Raw genomic sequence first — 15789 nt, forward strand, 5'->3', positions numbered from 1 at the left:
CCACCCCGCGCTCTCCCCCGCGGGGGCCGCCGCGGGACGGCGCGCCCCCCCCCCCCTCGTACGTATCGCTCGTACGTATCGCTCGTACGTATCGCTCGTACGTATCGCTCGTACGTATCGCTCGTACGTATCGCTCGTACGTACCGGGATCAGTGCGCGATGCCGTCGATCAGCTCCCGGGCGCCCTGCCGCAGCAGTGCCACCGCCACCGAGGTGCCCAGCGTCGCCGGGTCCAGCGGCCCCGCCCACTCATGGGCGTTGAGGACCTGCTTGCCGTCGGGGGTGAAGACCTTGGCGCGCAGCGACAGCTCACCGCCGCGTTCGGAGCGGGCGTAGCCCGCGATGGGGGAGTTGCAGTGCCCCTGGAGGACATGGAGGAACATCCGCTCCGCCGTCGCCTCGCGGTACGCCGCCGGATCGCCGAGCCCGCTGACCAGATCGATGGTCTCGGTGTCCGTCTCGCGGCACTGAAGGGCCAGGATCCCGGCCCCGATCGGCGGGCACATGGTCTCCACAGACAGGATCTCGGTGATCACGTCGGTCCGCCCGATCCGCTCCAGACCGGCCGCCGCCAGCAGCAGCGCGTCGGCCTCCCCGGCGGCCAGCTTCTCCAGCCGCCGGTTGGCGTTGCCCCGCATCGGTACGCACTCCAACTCCGGGTGCGAGGCCGCGAGCTGGGCGATCCGGCGGACCGACGACGTACCGATCCGGGTACCGGGCGGCAGCTCGTCCAGGGTCAGCCCGCCCGGATGGATCAGCGCGTCCCGGATGTCGTCCCGGGCCAGGAAGGCGGCGAAGACGGTCCCGGCCGGCAGCGGCCGGTCCGCGGGGACGTCCTTGACGCAGTGCACCGCGAGATCGGCCTCCCCGGCCAGCAGGGCGGCGTCCACCTCCTTGGTGAAGGCGCCCTTGCCGCCGAGCTGCGCCAGATCGCCCATCCAGCGGTCACCGGAGGTCGTCACGGGGACGACCTCCGTCCGGATCCCCGGGTGCAGGACGGCCAGTTCGGTCCGTACGCGCTCCACCTGGGCGAGGGCCATCGGGGACGAGCGGGTGACGATGCGGATCAGCTCGGGATCGGACATGCGGACCACGATAGGGCGTCCGGAGCCATGGTCATTCCACCCCGCCGTGCCACCACCGGGATTTCGCCACCGACGACCTCATCGGCCCTTGTGCGCCCCACCGTTCACATGCAGCACCTGGCCGGTGATGTGCCGGGCGGCGGGGGAGGCGAGGAAGGCCACCGCCCCCGCGATATCGGCCGGCGTCCCGGCCCGCCCGGTCGCGGTCGCCGCGACCAGGGCGTCCCGCCGCTCGTCGGGGAGCCGGTCGCGGAAGAACTCGGTCTCCGTCGTATAGCCGGGCGATACGACATTGGCCGTGATCCCGCGGCCGCCCAACTCGCCCGCCAGGCTGATGTTCCAGGCCACGAGCCCGGCCTTGGCGGCGCCGTACGACCCCGCCCCCTGGTCGGCGGCGATCGACCCGATCTGGACGACCGCGCCGCCGCCGTCGGCGAGCAGCCCGGCCAGGGCCCGGGTGGTGAGGGCGGCGCTCACCAGATTGGCGTCCAGGTTGGCCCGGAAGTCCCGGGCGTACGCGGCCAGCTCGCTCGCCGCGGCCCCGTCCGTGTCGAAGTCGGTATTGCCGCCCGCGTTGTTCACCAGGACGTCGACCCGGCCCGGCAGCCGCTCCCGGAGCCGTAGCAGCGCGTCCGGATCGGTGTGGTCGCAGCTCTCGGCCACGACGGTCACCCCGTCGGCCGCCCCTTCGCCCAGCTCCGCCACCGCCCGGCCCAGCGGCTCGGGCCGCCGTCCGGTGATGACGACCGAGGCGCCCTGCTCGGTGGTGGCGAAGTGCCGGGCGATCGCCAGCCCGATTCCCGTACCGCCGCCGGTGACGAGGACGGTGCGTGTCATATCCTGGTCTCCTCAGTCCGTTGAGGTCTAAATTTAGGCCTCAACATAACCCGTGGAGGTAGCCCCGTGGCAAGCCAGTACCCACCGGTCCCCGAGAAGTCGGCCCACTCCATCGCCGACGCCTGGCACCGCGAACTCCCCGGCGTCCCGGTCTCCTCCATCGGCGTCGTCACCCCCCTGTGGCGGCTGGCCAAACTCTTCGGCGACGACCGCCGCCGCGTCCTCGCCCGGCTCGGCGTGGACACCGCGACCCTCGACCTCCTCAGCGTCCTGCGCCGCTCGGGTCCCCCGTACACCCTCACGACCCGCGAACTGGGCCACCGCTCCCTGGTCACCGCGGGCGCCGTCTCCCAGCGGGTCGCCCGCGCCGAATCCGACGGCCTGGTCACCCGCTCGGCCCCCACGGGCCGCCCCCGCACGGTCGAGGTCAACCTCACCCTGGCGGGCCACGCCCTGGTCGAATCCACGGTCGCCTCGGTCCTCACCCGCGAATCGGACCTCCTGGCTGGCCTGAGCGGGGAGGAACAAGCCCGGTTGGCGACCCTGCTGGAGAAGCTCTTCACCACGGTCGCGGACACCCTGGACGACCACCGGGTCACGCATGTGGGGGAGGGGTCATGACCTCCCCCGGACGCCCGTGTCCATGAAATACGGCCAGGTCAGGACCCATTGGGCAGCGGTGGGGCGGTGCCGTCGGTGCCGTCGGTGCCGTTCCGGGTTGTTCCGGTTCTGGTGTGGAGGACCTCGCGGCCCTGCTCCGCGGCGTGCAGGAGCCCTTCGCTGACGAAATCGAGGAAGCGGGCGGCGTTCTCGAGGCGGGTGGCGGCCGGGGTGCCGCGGCCGAGGACGCCGACGCCCCGCCGCGCGGTCTCGATGAACTGGTCGTTGGCGCGGGCGCTGCGGCGCATGGACTGGTACCAGAGGTCGTCGTCGACGACATAGCGCTCGCGGCGGCCTTCGCCGCGTTCCCGGCGGACGAGGTCCTGGCTCTCCAGGAACGTGATCGCTTTGGAGACGGACGCCGGGCTGACCTGGAGGCGCTGGGCGAGTTCGGCGGCGGTCAGGCTGCCGCTGTCGGTGGTGAAGAGGCAGCTCAGCACCCGGGCCATCATCTTGGGCAGGCCCGAGACCATCAGAACGCCGGTGAGGGTTTCCTGGTAGTCGTACACGGCCTCGGGGGCGCGTCCGTAGGGGAGCGGGTCCGTCCGCGAGTTCCGGGGCGGGGTCTGTCCGCGCTGCTGGGTGCGTTGCCGGGTGGCGCGGTGGGCCAGGTCGGCGCGGTAGCCGACGGGGCCGCCGTTGCGGGTCACCTCACGTGTGACGGTGGAGGTCGGGCGGTCGAGACGGCGGGCGATCTCGGCGTAGGCCAACCCATCGGCCAACCCGTCCGCGATCTGCTGGCGTTCCCGCTGGGTGAGTCTGGCTCCCGGCATCACAGCCCCTTTCGTGCCCCATGGGGGCCGCGCGGTGTTCCTCGACGCCTCGAGCGTAGCGTTCAGCATCAATCTATTGCAACGAAGCCCTCTGTATCGTTGCATTAAGCGGGAAGGTGTTGCGCTGATTAAGCTGCTCTGAACTGCAAATATGTAACTCTTGCACGGAAGGATCATTGCCTATTATTAGAAAGCAACGTAGCGTTTCCATTGTTGCGAAACAGTGATTCGCAAGCGTCAAGGAGAATGCGATGCAGAAGTTCGACACCCCCGCCCCGATCTCCGCCGTCCTGGACATCCCCGGAGGGCGTGTCCAGTTCATCGCCGCGGACCGGGCCGACACCACGGTCGAGATCCGGCCGTCGGACGCTTCGAAGGGCCGTGACGTGACGGCGGCGGAGCACACCACGGTCGTCTACGCCGACGGAGTCCTGCGGGTCGGGAACCCGGCGAAGAACCAGGGCCTCGGTCCGTCCGGATCCATCGAGGTGACGGTCAAGCTGCCTGCCGGTTCCCGGGTCGAGGCGGCGTCGTCCGGCGCCGAACTCCGTACCGTCGGACGCCTCGGGGACGTCGCCTTCGACGGCGCGTACCGCCGGATCAAGCTGGACGAGGCCGCGAGCCTCCGCCTCGTCGCGATCGACGGCGATGTCGAGGTCGGCCGGCTGGGCGGGGCCGCGGAGATCAGCACGGCGAGGGGCGACATCCGGATCGCCGAGGCCATGGGCGGCACGGTCGTGCTCGATACCCGGTCCGGCGACATCAAGGTCGACGCCGCCTCCGGCGTGTCGGCCGCCCTGGCCGCCGACACCGGCTACGGCCGCGTCAGCAATGCCCTGAAGAACGACGGCACGGCCGGGCTCGACATCCGCGCCACCACTACCCGCGGCGACATCGCCGCCCGCAGCCTCTGACGTACCCCTTCGGCGAGTCCCGGGCGGGGCGCGTCCCCGGAGGGCACCGGCCCGGCGGGCGACGCGCGAGAATCACGCATTCCCTGTCGCATCGGTGGATCGACGCAGAGGTGAGCCCCAAGGAAGAAGTCCGGGGCCCGCCCCCGAAGGAGCCCGCCGTGACCACCGCCACCCGTCCTCCCCGCGCCGCAGCCGCCACCCGCCGGGCCCGTGTCGTCATCCCGCGCGGCGCCACCAACACTCGTACGCTGCTCGCCTGCGCCGCCGTCGCCGGTCCGCTGTGGGTGGCCGTGTCGGTCGCCCAGTCACTCACCCGCGAGGGCTTCGAGCCGACCCGGCACCCGCTCAGCCAGCTGGCCACCGGCTCACTCGGCTGGCTCCAGATCACGAACTTCGTGATCGCCGGCATTCTGGCCACCGCGGGCGCGACCGGGCTGCGCTGGGCCATGAGAGGGACGGCCGGCGGTGTCGCGGTGCCGCGGCTGGTCGGGGTGATCGGTATCGGCATGGTCGCGGCCGGGCTGCTGACGATGGACCCCGCGGACGGATTCCCCGTGGGCACTCCGGAGGGCATCCCGGAGACGATGAGCTGGCACGCGTACGGCCACATGGCCGCCGGGTCGGTCACCTTCTTCTCGCTGATCGCGGTCGGCTATCTGCTCGGCCGGCACTTCTCCCGGCTCGGGAACCAGCGGCTGGCCGTCGCCTCCCGGGTCGCCGCCACCGTAAAGCTCGCCGGTGACGCGTGGGGGATGAGCGGCGGTCCGGCCGGTTCGTTGACCATCGCCATCGGTACGACCACCATGTTCGCGCTGCTCTCGTTCGTGGCCGTGCACTACCGTCGCGCCGCCTGAGGAACACCACTACCTCCGGGCCCCGGGGGTGCCACGGGCAGTCGGCCGGAGTCTCCGGACAAATCCGCGCGCTCCCGCCCAGCGGGCAGAAGCCCCCGGGGCCCCGGTCCTTGAGCCCCCGTGACCACCTGCCGCGGCGCTCACCGGAAGAAGACGTCGGGGCCGATGAGTCCTGAACGACTCGCCGGACCGGATGAACAGCAATCAACCGAGCATGAAAGCGGACAGTTCAATGCGTATTGTCATAGGTGAATTCGTCAGCCTGGACGGTGTCATGCAGGCGCCGGGCAGCCCGGAGGAGGACACCGACGGCGGGTTCGCCCACGGCGGCTGGACCCACCAGTTCTTCGACCCGAAGGTGATGGGCGGAGCTCTCGCCGAGTGGGCCGCGAACACCGACGCCCTCCTCTTCGGGCGCCGCACCTGGCAGGTCATGGCCGCGGCGTGGCCCGGCCGGGCCGGTGACCCGTTCGCCGACCATATGAACTCGGTCGACAAGTACGTGGTCTCCAGCACGCTGGGCGAATCCGACCTGACCTGGAACAACACCACCCGCATCCCCGGGGACCCGGCTCTGGACCGGATCCGGAAGCTGCGGGAAACCGAGGGCCGGGACCTGGTGGTGATGGGCAGCCTCTCGCTCGCCCGTACCCTCCTGGCGGAGGGGCTGGTCGACGAGCTGCGGCTCATGATCATGCCGGTGCTCCTCGGCGGCGGAAAGACGATCTACCCGGCTGACGGCGGACTGCGCCCGCTCGAACTGGTCTCGACCGAGGTCAGCAGTACGGGTGTCCAGGTGTGCACCTACCGGCCGGTGACCGCGGCGTAGTCCGCGCGCGGGACCGGGTTCGTACGGCGCGGCCGGATTCATATCCGGCCGCGCCGCGCCGTACAGGTACGGCGGTACGGGTGCCGAACCCGCCCCGCGGGAGGCCGACCGCTGCCCGGCCCTTCGGCTTTCCCCTCTCCGTCCCCGTGGCCCCGCCTCCGGCGGGGCCACGGGGCGTTCACAGCCGCCTCGACGGCCCGCGCCGGACGAGAGGCGGCGGAGTCAGCTGCCCATCGCCAGGGCTCGTTCCGCACTGTCCACGAGTTCCTTGTAGGTGAGGATCTCGACCCGGCTGAGATGGGACCCGTGTACCCGCAGGGTCTCGTTGATCGCCTTCTCGCCGGCTTCGGGCTGACTCTTCGGATGCCCGATGAGAACGAGGGCACTCGCTCGGCGGGTGTCGATACCGAACTCCGCGAGTATGCGCTCGCGGTTCTCGTCCAATCCCACGAGATAGTTGATGGCCTGCCCTACGGCGTCGTGCACTTCCCGCCTCGGCACCCAGGAGCCGCGATGTTCCTTGACGAGCTTCACCCCCGCCGCCCTCTTGAGTTCGACGACCTGGAGCGAGCCGTCGCCGCGCAGCAGCGGAATATCGACTTCGTCACCGGGGACGAGTCGCCGCTGCCCGGCCTCGGCGACGACCCGGCCACCGAAGATCCAGTGCATACCGCTGAGGGCGCGTTGCAGCGCGTGCTCGGTCGTCTTCTCGTCCTCGATCAGACGCCGCAGATCGCGCAGGTCGGACGACCGCTGCTGAAGTTCGGCCGCGCGCAGAACCGTTCGGCCGTCCTCGTCCGCCGCGAGAACGGACAGCGCCTCCGGTGACGACACGATCCGGCGGGCGGATTCCGCCGGATCCGATATCTCCACCCGGTTCTTCAGAACGCGCTCGGTCCACAGCGACAGTTCCGCCATGCCCCGGGGGATGTGATAGCGAGCCGGGTCCTCCGCCGGGGCCCGGGTGAATCGGGCGTCCTCGCCCAAGGTACGGATATGTTCGAGAACCGCGGCCGTATCGGCGTCGGGCCGGCTTTGGAGGAACTGCTCGGCCTCCGAACACCAGAAGTCATTTGTCATCTTCACGGTTCTCGCGATCGAGGCGAGTCCCAGTTCGTCGCGCGGACCACGCTCCAAATACCCCAGGCGGTACATCTCCTGATAATCCGGTCTGAGGAGTCGCCCCTCCGTGTAGTGGATGGCGTCCTGCAGAGACCGTACGATCTCCCATTCCTCCGCCCGCGCGGCCGCGAGCCGGGCCGCGCCGAGCAGTTCGGTGAGCCGTTTGCCGCCGCGCCGATTCCCCCGGGAGCCGGACCGCACATGGTCCAGGACCTCGGTGATCGCGTCCTTGACGTCCTCCGGCGCCGAGGCGGAGTGGACTTTGACGAGATGAAGCTCCAGTGACATGTCGGATCGCGGTGACGGTGGCATGAGGGGGATTCTGTCCCATGGGTCCGACATCGGCCGGTGAGCTTTCGTGGCACGCCGACGGGGCGGCGACTCCGACAGGTGTCGGAGTACGCCGCCCCGGGCGGGACGAGGTGCGGGAGACGGTCCCGCCGGGTCACTTCGGGTCGCGCTCGAAGACGGACTTGGACCAGAAGTAGCCGAGCAGGGCCAGACCGACGCACCAGCCGAGGGCGAGCCAGCCGTTGTGGCCGATCTCCGTGCCGAGGAGCAGGCCGCGCAGGGTCTCGATCGCCGGGGTGAAGGGCTGGTACTCCGCGATCGGCTGGAACGCGCCGGGCATGGCGTCGACCGGGACGAACGCGCTGGAGATCAGCGGGAGGAAGATCAGCGGCATGGCGTTGTTGCTGGCTGCCTCGGCGTTGGGGCTGACCATGCCCATACCGACCGCGATCCAGGTGAGCGCCAGGGCGAACAGGGTCAGCAGACCGAAGGCGGCGACCCACTCCACCAGGGTGGCGTCGGTGGAGCGGAAGCCGATGGCGACCCCGACGGCCCCGACGAAGGCCACACTGATGATGGTCTGGAGCACGCTGCCGATCACATGGCCGATGAGGATGGAGCCCCGGTGGATGGCCATGGTGCGGAACCGGGCGATGATGCCCTCGGTCATGTCCATGGAGACGGAGACCGCGGTGCCGATCGTCGTACTGCCGATGGTCATCAGCAGCAGACCGGGCAGCAGATAGGCCAGATAATCGGACCGGTCGGCACCGCCGCCGATCCCGGCGCTCATGGCCTCGCCGAAGACGAAGACGAAGAGCAGCAGCATCATCACCGGTGTGAGCAGCAGGTTCAGCGTCATGGACGGATAGCGCCGGACGCGCAGCAGATTGCGCCGCAGCATCGTGGACGAGTCGCGTACCGCGAGGGAGAGGGAGTTCATCGGACGTCCTCCTTGGACTCGCCACCGGTACGGCCGGCTACGCCGGCGCCGGTCAGGGCGAAGAACACATCGTCGAGATCGGGGGTGTGCACGGTCAGTTCGTCGGCCTCGATACCGGCGGAGTCCAGCCAGTCGAGGATGGACCGCAGCTCGCGCTGGCTGCCGTCGCTGGGGAGCTGAAGGGTGAGGGCCTCGTCGTCGCGGGTGGTCTCCCGCAGGGCGGCGGCGGCGTTCTGATAGGCCGTCGGGTCGGTGAAGCGGAGCCGGATATGGCCGCCGGGGATGAGCCGCTTCAGCTCCTCCGCGGTGCCCTGGGCGGCGATCCGGCCGTCGTTCAGTACGGCGATCCGGTGGGCGAGTTCATCGGCCTCCTCCAGATACTGGGTGGTGAGGAAGACGGTGACGCCGCCGGAGACCAGCTGCCGGATGATCTGCCACATGTTGTGGCGGGACCGCGGGTCGAGGCCGGTGGTCGGTTCGTCGAGGAAGATGATCCGCGGCGCGCCGACCAGGGTCATCGCGATGTCGAGCCGCCGCTTCATGCCGCCGGAGTAGCTCTGGGCGGGCTTCTTCGCGGCCTCGGTGAGATCGAACCGCTCCAGCAGTTCGGCCACCGTCCGCTGCCCCTCGCGCCGGGGCAGATGGTGCAGATCGGCCATCAGCAGCATGTTCTCCTCGCCGGTGATCAGTCCGTCCACGGCGGAGAACTGCCCGGTGACCCCGATCGCCGCGCGGACGGCCTGGGCCTCGGTGGCCAGGTCGTGACCGGCGATGGTGGCCCGTCCGTCGTCCGGCGTGATCAGGGTGGAGAGGATCTTCACCGCGGTGGTCTTGCCCGCGCCGTTCGGGCCGAGCAGGGCGAAGACGGAACCGGTGGGGATGTCGAGGTCGATGCCGTCGAGGACGACCTTCTCGCCGTAGGACTTGCGCAGCCCGGTGGCGGAGACGGCGGAGACCGGCGGGGAGCCAATCTTGGATGTGGGCATGACAGAGCTGCTCATGGAGTCTTCCTGTTCGAGAGGAGGAACGACTGGGGAAACGGGGGGATTCAGGTCCGGGCGCGGAGGACGTCGATACTGCCGTGCCGGGTCCGGGCGTGGATCCGTACGGTGTCCTCGGCTGTGTCGGGGGCTTTTGACGAGGTGAGACCGTTGTGCACCCGGCCGGCCCCCGCATGGGCGTCGAGCCAGACGGCGGAGCCCTCGCGGACGCCGACCTCGATGGCGCCGTAGGGGGTCTCCAGCTCCACGGTGCCCCGGGCCACCTCGCCCACCCGGACGGTGCCGTTGGCGGTGACGGCGGTGACCGAGTCCTCGGCCCGCCGGATGTCGATATCGCCGTGCCCGCCGGTCACCCGCAGTTCGCCGGTGGAGGCGCCGACGGTCGTGGAGCCGTGCGCGTTCTTCAGTACGGCGGATCCGTCGATCCGTCCGACGCGCAGGCTGCCGGAGCTGGTGGAGATATCCGCCGTGCCCTCGACCCGCTCCACGGTGACCGAGCCGTGCTTCGCGGCCAGCCGCAGCGGACCGGTCGTGTCGAGCCGGACGTCCCCGGACGACGTCTTCACCCGCACCTCGCCGAGCCGCCCCTCCCCGAGCACCTGGGCCCAGGCGCCGGTCAGGTCGACCCGCGAGCCGGTCGGCAGCCGTACCGTCACATCGACGGCGCCGGTCCTTCCGAGCAACTGCGGCTTGGGCGTTCTGACCGTCAGTACGCCGTCGGCGAAGCCGACTTCCGTCCCGTCGGCGGTCCGGACGTCCAACTCCTTCTTCGGGTCCCGGGGCTGTACGTCGACCACGGTGTCGGCCCGCTCGTCCGCGGCGAACCGGATGAAACCGGCCTCCACCCGGGCGGTGACCGCGACAGGTCCGGTGGTGTCGAAAGCAGGCATGACTGTTCCGTCCTCTTGGTTTCGTCGAACCGTCCCCGGCATACAGGGACGGGAAAAGATGAATGCCGTACGGGCGGTGACGCGGCTAGCGCACCCACCCGGTGAAGCTCTGTCCACCGACCCGGGTCCCACCGGCCGCCCACGCCCCGGTGCGGCCGTCGACCACGGCCCCCACGGCCCGCACCAGCCACGCGTTGAGCGAGAGCCCCTCGCGCCCCGCCGCCTCCTCGGCCCGCGCCTTGAGCTGCGCGGGCAGCCGCAGATTGACCCGCGCGGTCCCGCCCTCGTCGCCGTCGGTACCGGCCTGTGGCGCGACCGGCTCCATGATGGCGCCATCATCGACAACCGGCGCCAGAGTCACGACGAAGTCGGGCTCCAGCCCGCGCAGCCGTACTTCCGCCGATCCGGGCGCCAGCTGTCGGCTGATCTCGTCCATGGCGGCGGAGAGCGCGCTGAGCATGGCCAGCCGGGTCGCCGACTCCAGCGGGGCGGAGAGCTTCTCGGCCAGCTCACGGGCGTCGTCCCCACCGGCTCCGGCGGCCACCGCGAGTTCGCGGTGGAGAGTGTCGACATACGGGGTGAGGTCCATGACGTCATCATGGCACCATCATGTCGCCACTCGCAACCCTGAATGGCGCCGTTCATGGGTCATGGTGTCGCCTTGCGGTCGTGACCTGCGAAGACGTCGAGGTGATGGCGTTAAATTCGGCCCGGTGGGGGTGCTGCCATGGGGGAGGGCGTTGGTCAGGTGGCGCCAATTGGCGCCAGTCGATGGCGCGCGACATCAGAAGGGTGGCCGGGAGCCTTCGACTCGTGGACGGGGTGCCGGGAGTCGATGACCGCCGAAGCCTCCACGCTCCGAACGCGTCCGCATGGGTTCCGGAGTGACGCCGATTCCCGTGGAGCGGTACCGGCGGAGTGGTCGGGCTTGGGCGTACGAGCGGTCTTGACGTGCGAGGGCGGAAATCGTCTGCTCGAGAGCCCGCGGCGGCGAAACGCCCGAAGCGGGCCGATGGCGAACGATTCTCAGGAGGGCATACCGTGACCAGTTCCGTCCCGTGGCGGCAGCGTCTTTCCACCGGCACCGAGGACATCCAGGACGAGGTGGTCCGCCGGTATCGGGAGACGCGTGAGGGGGTGGCGTATGTGCCCGCCATGATCTGGGGGACGCTCCAGACGGAGGCGTACGCCACCGTGATCCTGGGCCAGGTGGTCGAGTTCCTGGGCGTTCCGGACGACGTTCCGGCGGGGGTCGCCAAACGTATGGAGCGACAGCGGGTGCTGTACGACGGCGAGCACCACTACGACGTCGTGCTCGGTGAGCAGGCCCTCTACACGGACATCGGCGGGCCCGAGGTCATGGGCGGGCAGATCGACCGGATCCTCCGCGACATCGGCCTGCCCTCGCTCACGCTCGGCATCGTTCCCGTCTCGGCCCGGGTGAACATGCACCCCGTCCACGCCTTCAACATGTACGGCGACGAGGTCCACGTCGAGCTGGTCTCCTCGGGCGTGACCGTTACCGAGCCGGACGAGGTCGCCCTCTACCGCAAGGCGTTCGGCAGGATGCGCGAGGCGGCTCTGTACGGTGACGCCGCCAGGGAGATCCTGGGGCAGGCGGGGTCCTTCTGGGCCGGCGCCCGGCGCGGCTGAGCGTGCGACCACGACCGAGGGCCGCCACACTCCGAGAGGAGGTGGCGGCCCTTGGTCTGCCTGTGACCGGTGTTCACCCGGTGTGCTTCCTAGAGGTCGAAGTACAGCTCGAACTCGTGCGGGTGCGGGCGGAGCTGGATCGGGGCGATCTCGTGGGTGCGCTTGTAGTCGATCCAGGTCTCGATCAGGTCGGCGGTGAAGACGCCGCCCGCCTGGAGGTACTCGTTGTCCTGCTCCAGCGCGTCGAGGACGGCGGGCAGGGAGGTCGGGACCTGGGGGACGCCCGCGTGCTCCTCGGGGGCCAGCTCGTAGAGGTCCTTGTCGATCGGCTCGGCCGGCTCGATCTTGTTCTTGACGCCGTCGAGGCCCGCGAGGAGGAGGGCCGAGAAGGCCAGGTACGGGTTGGACGACGGGTCGGGGGCGCGGAACTCGACGCGCTTGGCCTTGGGGTTCGAGCCGGTGATCGGGATGCGCATGGCGGCGGAGCGGTTCCGCTGCGAGTAGACCAGGTTGACCGGGGCCTCGAAGCCGGGCACCAGGCGGTGGTAGGAGTTCACCGTCGGGTTGGTGAAGGCCAGCAGCGACGGGGCGTGCTTGAGGATGCCGCCGATGTAGTAGCGGGCGGTGTCGGAGAGGCCGGCGTAGCCCTGCTCGTCGTAGAAGAGCGGCACGCCGCCCTGCCACAGCGACTGGTGGACGTGCATGCCCGAGCCGTTGTCGCCGAAGATCGGCTTCGGCATGAAGGTCGCGGTCTTGCCGTTGCGCCAGGCGACGTTCTTCACGATGTACTTGAAGAGCATCAGGTCGTCGGCGGCGGCCAGCAGGGTGTTGAACTTGTAGTTGATCTCCGCCTGGCCGGCGGTGCCGACCTCGTGGTGCTGGCGCTCGACCTGGAGGCCGGACTTCTCCAGCTCCAGGGAGATCTCCGCGCGCAGGTCGGCGAAGTGGTCGACCGGCGGGGCGGGGAAGTAGCCGCCCTTGTAGCGGACCTTGTAGCCGCGGTTGTCCTCGACCGCACCGGTGTTCCAGGCGCCCGCCTCGGAGTCGATGTGGTAGAAGCCCTCGTTGGCGGAAGTGTTGAAACGGACCGAGTCGAAGACGTAGAACTCCGCCTCCGGGCCGAAGAACGCGGTGTCCGCGATGCCGGTGGAGGCGAGGTACGTCTCGGCCTTCTTGGCGATGTTCCGCGGGTCACGGCTGTACTGCTCACCGGTGATCGGGTCGTGGATGAAGAAGTTGATGTTGACCGTCTTGTCCCGGCGGAACGGGTCGACCCGGGCCGTGGACAGGTCGGCGCGCAGCGCCATGTCCGACTCGTGGATCGCCTGGAAGCCGCGGATCGACGAACCGTCGAAGGCCAGCTCCTCCGCCGGGTCGAAGATGCTCGCCGGGATCGTGAAGTGCTGCATCACTCCCGGCAGGTCGCAGAACCGGACATCGATGAACTTGACGTCCTCGTCGGCGATGAACTTCTTCACGTCGTCGGCGTTCTGGAACATCCAACTCCTCCTACTCCCGTCCCGGGCGGGGGCGGGTAGCTCGTCCGTGCGACCAGTGCGGTGGTCCACGCAAGGCCCGACCATAGGCAGGGGGCATTTCTCCAGCATGACCCGATTGTTTCCGGCGCGTTAACCGGGCGGGTGGTCGGCGTCGGCCGCATCACCCCAGGTCGTCCCGTCGGGGCCGACCCGGCCGCCGGGGGACGGAACGGGGCGCAGTACCGTGGACGGGTGGACAACAGGCAAGCAATCGGATCGTGGCTCTCCGGACCCCGCGCGGCGGCCGAGGACATGGGCGTCGACTTCGGGTACCGGGGCAAGCGGCTCGGCCTGCCGGAGGAGGGGCCCGGTGCCATCGCCCCCACCGGCCGGCGACTCGGGGCCGTCTTCGTCGACTGGGGTCTCTGTTTCCTCGTCGCGAGCGCCTTCTTCGCCGACGGCAACCGGCAGACCGCCGGGAACTGGGCCCTGGGCATCTTCTTCGTGCTGAGCGTGCTCACCCTGGGCACCGTGGGCTTCACCCCCGGGAAGCGGGTCTTCCGGCTCCAGGTGGTCGCCGTCGAGGGCGGTCGGCTGCCCGCCGGACGGGTGCTTCTGCGGAGCGTGCTGCTCTGTCTGGGGCTCCCGGCGCTGATCTGGGACCGCGACGGCCGCGGCCTGCACGACCGGCTCGCGAAGGCCGTGGAGGTACGGATCTGATCCGGATCCGACTCGGAGCTGCCCGATCCGGAGCCGGGTTCGGAGTGGCCGGGGTGCGGGGTCGCGGGCCTCTCGGAGGTACGAGGCCGTGCCCGGCACCCGGCCCCCGGACGGGAAGAAGGGGGCGGCCGGAGGAGATCCTCCGGCCGCCCCCTTCGTGTACCGGCGGTTCGGGCGTCAGCGCATCTTCGGGCCGCCGCGTGGCATGCGCATGCCCTTCGGCATGGGTCCCTTGGGGAGCGGCATATTGCTCAGCAAATCACCGAGCGCGCGCAGCCGGTCGTTGGTCGCGGTCACCTGCGGGCCCGAGAGCACCCGGGGCAGCTTCAGCATGGTCGTACGGACCTTCTTCAGCGGCACCTGGCCCTCGTCCGTGCCCACCACGATGTCGTGCACCGGGACGTCCATCACGACCCGGGACATCTTCTTCTTCTCGGCCGCGAGCAGCGTCTTCAGCCGGTTCGGGTTGCCCTCGGCGACGAGGACGATCCCGGCCCGGCCGACGGCGCGGTGCACCACGTCCTGGTTCCGGTTCATCGCCACCGCGGGGGTGGTGGTCCAGCCCCGGCCCACGTTCTGGAGCACGGCGGCCGCCGCACCCGGCTGGCCCTCCATCTGGCCGAAGGCCGCCCGCTCGGCCCGGCGGCCGAAGACGATCGCCATCGAGAGGAAGGCGAGCAGGAAGCCCAGGATGCCCAGATAGATCGGATAGCCGATCCAGAAGCCGATACCGAGGAAGACACCGAAGGTGACGATTCCCACGGCCGCGATGACCAGACCGATCAGCGGATCGGCCTTGCGGGTCATCTTGTAGGTGAGGGCGATCTGCTTCAGTCGCCCGGGGTTCGCGGCGGCGTCAGCGCCTTCCGCTCTCTCTGCTTTTGCCTTCCTCGCCATAATCCGAAGTTTACGTGGCCTTCGACGCGGGGTCCGCCACGGCCTCCAGTACGTGCAGGGCCTCGACCCGGTCCTTGGCCCGGCGGCGGTCCTCCAGGACGGCCGTCCAGGCGTTGCGGCGGGCCGTGCGCTGGCCGCCGGAGAGCAGCAGGGCCTCCATGGCGCGCAGCGCTCCGGTGACGGTAACGGGGAGGGTGGCGGGCGACGGGAGGGCGGTGGCGCGTACGGGACGTATCGGCGCGGCCTGCATGGCTGGGGCCCCCTTCGGGGAGAGCGGGGCCGGCCGGGGCCGCTGGCGGGGCGTACGGGCCTCGCGCGGCCGGGGTCGGTCCGACGACGGCTACGGGTGGTGCGGGCGGTGCTGGAGTGGTGCCGGGTGGCTCCGGGACGGGGCCGAAAGCAAGGCGGCGGCCCCGGTGCGCGGGGCCGGTGGTGTGCGGCGCGGCCCCGGTCCGCCGGACGGGTTCCGGAGGGTGTCCGGAGGCTTCGAAGCCGGTGACGACCAGGGTCACTGCTTGGTGTTACCAGGGCGTGACCGGCCGGTCAAACACGGGTGAATCCCGGAATTCGGCGCTCCGGGAGGGCCCGGGTCGCCCCTGTCCGTCCCTGCCTGCGGGAAGTGCCCGGACCGCGCCCGATCTCGCGATACCGGGCGGTAATGACTTGTGCTCGAATTCACACACGGGCGGCCGGAGCCGGAGGTGCCGGGGCGCCCGGAGAGCCGTACGGACCGGGGCCGGGAGCCGGGGCGGGCTTCGCGATCACGCGCGCCGCTTCCAGCGCGGCCTTTACCTGGCCGGTCAGATCGGCCAGCGTGGTGGTGGTCATACGTTCCTCATTCC

At 70.2% G+C, this 15789-nt stretch carries 17 protein-coding genes; 6 read left to right on the top strand and 11 right to left on the bottom strand.

All coding sequences use genetic code 11. The annotated features are described in order from the left end of the window. Positions 1 to 149: 149 nt before the first annotated feature. Together hemC and ABZ714_RS34155 are read right to left on the bottom strand one after the other, a co-directional pair. Positions 150 to 1085, bottom strand: coding sequence for a hydroxymethylbilane synthase (hemC, locus tag ABZ714_RS34150; protein ID WP_358829268.1), 936 nt, complete (start codon positions 1083 to 1085; stop codon positions 150 to 152). Positions 1086 to 1163: 78 nt separating this feature from the next. After that, positions 1164 to 1922 carry an SDR family oxidoreductase gene (locus ABZ714_RS34155; RefSeq protein ID WP_358829269.1) on the bottom strand — a complete coding sequence of 253 codons (759 nt, stop codon included), beginning with the start codon at positions 1920 to 1922 and terminating at the stop codon, positions 1164 to 1166. 66 nt (positions 1923 to 1988) lie between these two features. On the opposite strand from ABZ714_RS34155, the gene ABZ714_RS34160 reads away from it, so the two are divergent. Continuing rightward, positions 1989 to 2543 carry a MarR family transcriptional regulator gene (locus tag ABZ714_RS34160; protein ID WP_358829270.1) on the top strand — a complete coding sequence of 185 codons (555 nt, stop codon included), beginning with the start codon at positions 1989 to 1991 and terminating at the stop codon, positions 2541 to 2543. Positions 2544 to 2581: 38 nt separating this feature from the next. Here ABZ714_RS34160 and ABZ714_RS34165 read toward each other — a convergent pair whose 3' ends face one another. Then, positions 2582 to 3355, bottom strand: a complete 774-nt coding sequence (locus ABZ714_RS34165; protein WP_358829271.1) for a helix-turn-helix domain-containing protein — start codon at positions 3353 to 3355, stop codon at positions 2582 to 2584. 251 nt (positions 3356 to 3606) lie between these two features. On the opposite strand from ABZ714_RS34165, the gene ABZ714_RS34170 reads away from it, so the two are divergent. The 3 genes from ABZ714_RS34170 to ABZ714_RS34180 all read left to right on the top strand — a co-directional run bounded on the left by ABZ714_RS34170 (position 3607) and on the right by ABZ714_RS34180 (position 5952). Then, the gene (locus tag ABZ714_RS34170) at positions 3607 to 4269 is read left to right on the top strand and encodes a DUF4097 family beta strand repeat-containing protein (RefSeq protein WP_358829272.1); all 663 of its coding nucleotides are present in this window, start codon (positions 3607 to 3609) and stop codon (positions 4267 to 4269) included. Between the two features lie 158 nt (positions 4270 to 4427). Continuing rightward, positions 4428 to 5123 carry a DUF998 domain-containing protein gene (locus ABZ714_RS34175; RefSeq protein ID WP_358829273.1) on the top strand — a complete coding sequence of 232 codons (696 nt, stop codon included), beginning with the start codon at positions 4428 to 4430 and terminating at the stop codon, positions 5121 to 5123. Positions 5124 to 5355: 232 nt separating this feature from the next. Next, positions 5356 to 5952 carry a dihydrofolate reductase family protein gene (locus ABZ714_RS34180; protein ID WP_358829274.1) on the top strand — a complete coding sequence of 199 codons (597 nt, stop codon included), beginning with the start codon at positions 5356 to 5358 and terminating at the stop codon, positions 5950 to 5952. 222 nt (positions 5953 to 6174) lie between these two features. Here ABZ714_RS34180 and ABZ714_RS34185 read toward each other — a convergent pair whose 3' ends face one another. The 5 genes from ABZ714_RS34185 to ABZ714_RS34205 all read right to left on the bottom strand — a co-directional run bounded on the left by ABZ714_RS34185 (position 6175) and on the right by ABZ714_RS34205 (position 10788). Next, a complete protein-coding gene (locus ABZ714_RS34185) occupies positions 6175 to 7362 on the bottom strand; it encodes a Shedu anti-phage system protein SduA domain-containing protein (RefSeq protein ID WP_358829275.1) in 1188 nt (395 codons plus the stop codon). Between the two features lie 157 nt (positions 7363 to 7519). Then, positions 7520 to 8308, bottom strand: coding sequence for an ABC transporter permease (locus tag ABZ714_RS34190; RefSeq protein WP_358829276.1), 789 nt, complete (start codon positions 8306 to 8308; stop codon positions 7520 to 7522). Further along, complete coding sequence (locus tag ABZ714_RS34195; RefSeq protein WP_358829277.1) at positions 8305 to 9309, bottom strand: ATP-binding cassette domain-containing protein; 1005 nt, start codon at positions 9307 to 9309, stop codon at positions 8305 to 8307. Before ABZ714_RS34195 ends, ABZ714_RS34190 begins: the two co-directional genes overlap by 4 nt. Positions 9310 to 9356: 47 nt before the next feature. Next, complete coding sequence (locus tag ABZ714_RS34200; protein ID WP_358829278.1) at positions 9357 to 10199, bottom strand: DUF4097 family beta strand repeat-containing protein; 843 nt, start codon at positions 10197 to 10199, stop codon at positions 9357 to 9359. A gap of 85 nt (positions 10200 to 10284) precedes the next feature. Then, complete coding sequence (locus ABZ714_RS34205) at positions 10285 to 10788, bottom strand: toxin-antitoxin system HicB family antitoxin (RefSeq protein WP_358829279.1); 504 nt, start codon at positions 10786 to 10788, stop codon at positions 10285 to 10287. A 452-nt stretch (positions 10789 to 11240) separates the two neighbouring features. Here ABZ714_RS34205 and ABZ714_RS34210 point away from each other — a divergent pair, with 452 nt between their 5' ends. Beyond that, positions 11241 to 11852 (top strand): DUF5753 domain-containing protein, encoded by a 612-nt coding sequence (locus ABZ714_RS34210; RefSeq protein ID WP_358829280.1) that lies wholly within the window; start codon positions 11241 to 11243, stop codon positions 11850 to 11852. 89 nt (positions 11853 to 11941) lie between these two features. Here the strand turns inward: ABZ714_RS34210 and glnA are convergent, their stop codons facing one another. Further along, on the bottom strand, positions 11942 to 13351 hold the full coding sequence (gene glnA / locus ABZ714_RS34215) for a type I glutamate--ammonia ligase (RefSeq protein WP_358829281.1): 1410 nt from the start codon (positions 13349 to 13351) through the stop codon (positions 11942 to 11944). Positions 13352 to 13582: 231 nt separating this feature from the next. Between glnA and ABZ714_RS34220 the strand changes: the two genes are divergently transcribed. Continuing rightward, entirely contained in the window at positions 13583 to 14050 is a 468-nt protein-coding gene (locus tag ABZ714_RS34220) for an RDD family protein (protein WP_358829282.1), read from the top strand. 177 nt (positions 14051 to 14227) lie between these two features. Here the strand turns inward: ABZ714_RS34220 and ABZ714_RS34225 are convergent, their stop codons facing one another. Together ABZ714_RS34225 and ABZ714_RS34230 are read right to left on the bottom strand one after the other, a co-directional pair. After that, positions 14228 to 14947: a DUF4191 domain-containing protein gene (locus ABZ714_RS34225; protein WP_358829283.1), complete on the bottom strand. Its 720-nt coding sequence runs from the start codon at positions 14945 to 14947 to the stop codon at positions 14228 to 14230. A 10-nt stretch (positions 14948 to 14957) separates the two neighbouring features. After that, the gene (locus ABZ714_RS34230; RefSeq protein WP_358829284.1) at positions 14958 to 15197 is read right to left on the bottom strand and encodes a hypothetical protein; all 240 of its coding nucleotides are present in this window, start codon (positions 15195 to 15197) and stop codon (positions 14958 to 14960) included. Positions 15198 to 15789: the final 592 nt, after the last annotated feature.

Source organism: Streptomyces sp. NPDC006798 (assembly GCF_040635975.1).
Lineage (GTDB): Bacteria > Actinomycetota > Actinomycetes > Streptomycetales > Streptomycetaceae > Streptomyces.

Coding starts and splice junctions, on each gene's coding strand:
- hemC (WP_358829268.1), bottom strand. CDS start 1,085: ATGTCCGATCCCGAGCTGATCCGCATCGTCACCCGCTCGTCCCCGATG.
- ABZ714_RS34155 (WP_358829269.1), bottom strand. CDS start 1,922: ATGACACGCACCGTCCTCGTCACCGGCGGCGGTACGGGAATCGGGCTG.
- ABZ714_RS34165 (WP_358829271.1), bottom strand. CDS start 3,355: ATGCCGGGAGCCAGACTCACCCAGCGGGAACGCCAGCAGATCGCGGAC.
- ABZ714_RS34170 (WP_358829272.1), top strand. CDS start 3,607: ATGCAGAAGTTCGACACCCCCGCCCCGATCTCCGCCGTCCTGGACATC.
- ABZ714_RS34180 (WP_358829274.1), top strand. CDS start 5,356: ATGCGTATTGTCATAGGTGAATTCGTCAGCCTGGACGGTGTCATGCAG.
- ABZ714_RS34185 (WP_358829275.1), bottom strand. CDS start 7,362: ATGTCACTGGAGCTTCATCTCGTCAAAGTCCACTCCGCCTCGGCGCCG.
- ABZ714_RS34190 (WP_358829276.1), bottom strand. CDS start 8,308: ATGAACTCCCTCTCCCTCGCGGTACGCGACTCGTCCACGATGCTGCGG.
- ABZ714_RS34195 (WP_358829277.1), bottom strand. CDS start 9,309: ATGAGCAGCTCTGTCATGCCCACATCCAAGATTGGCTCCCCGCCGGTC.
- ABZ714_RS34200 (WP_358829278.1), bottom strand. CDS start 10,199: ATGCCTGCTTTCGACACCACCGGACCTGTCGCGGTCACCGCCCGGGTG.
- ABZ714_RS34205 (WP_358829279.1), bottom strand. CDS start 10,788: ATGGACCTCACCCCGTATGTCGACACTCTCCACCGCGAACTCGCGGTG.
- glnA (WP_358829281.1), bottom strand. CDS start 13,351: ATGTTCCAGAACGCCGACGACGTGAAGAAGTTCATCGCCGACGAGGAC.
- ABZ714_RS34225 (WP_358829283.1), bottom strand. CDS start 14,947: ATGGCGAGGAAGGCAAAAGCAGAGAGAGCGGAAGGCGCTGACGCCGCC.
- ABZ714_RS34230 (WP_358829284.1), bottom strand. CDS start 15,197: ATGCAGGCCGCGCCGATACGTCCCGTACGCGCCACCGCCCTCCCGTCG.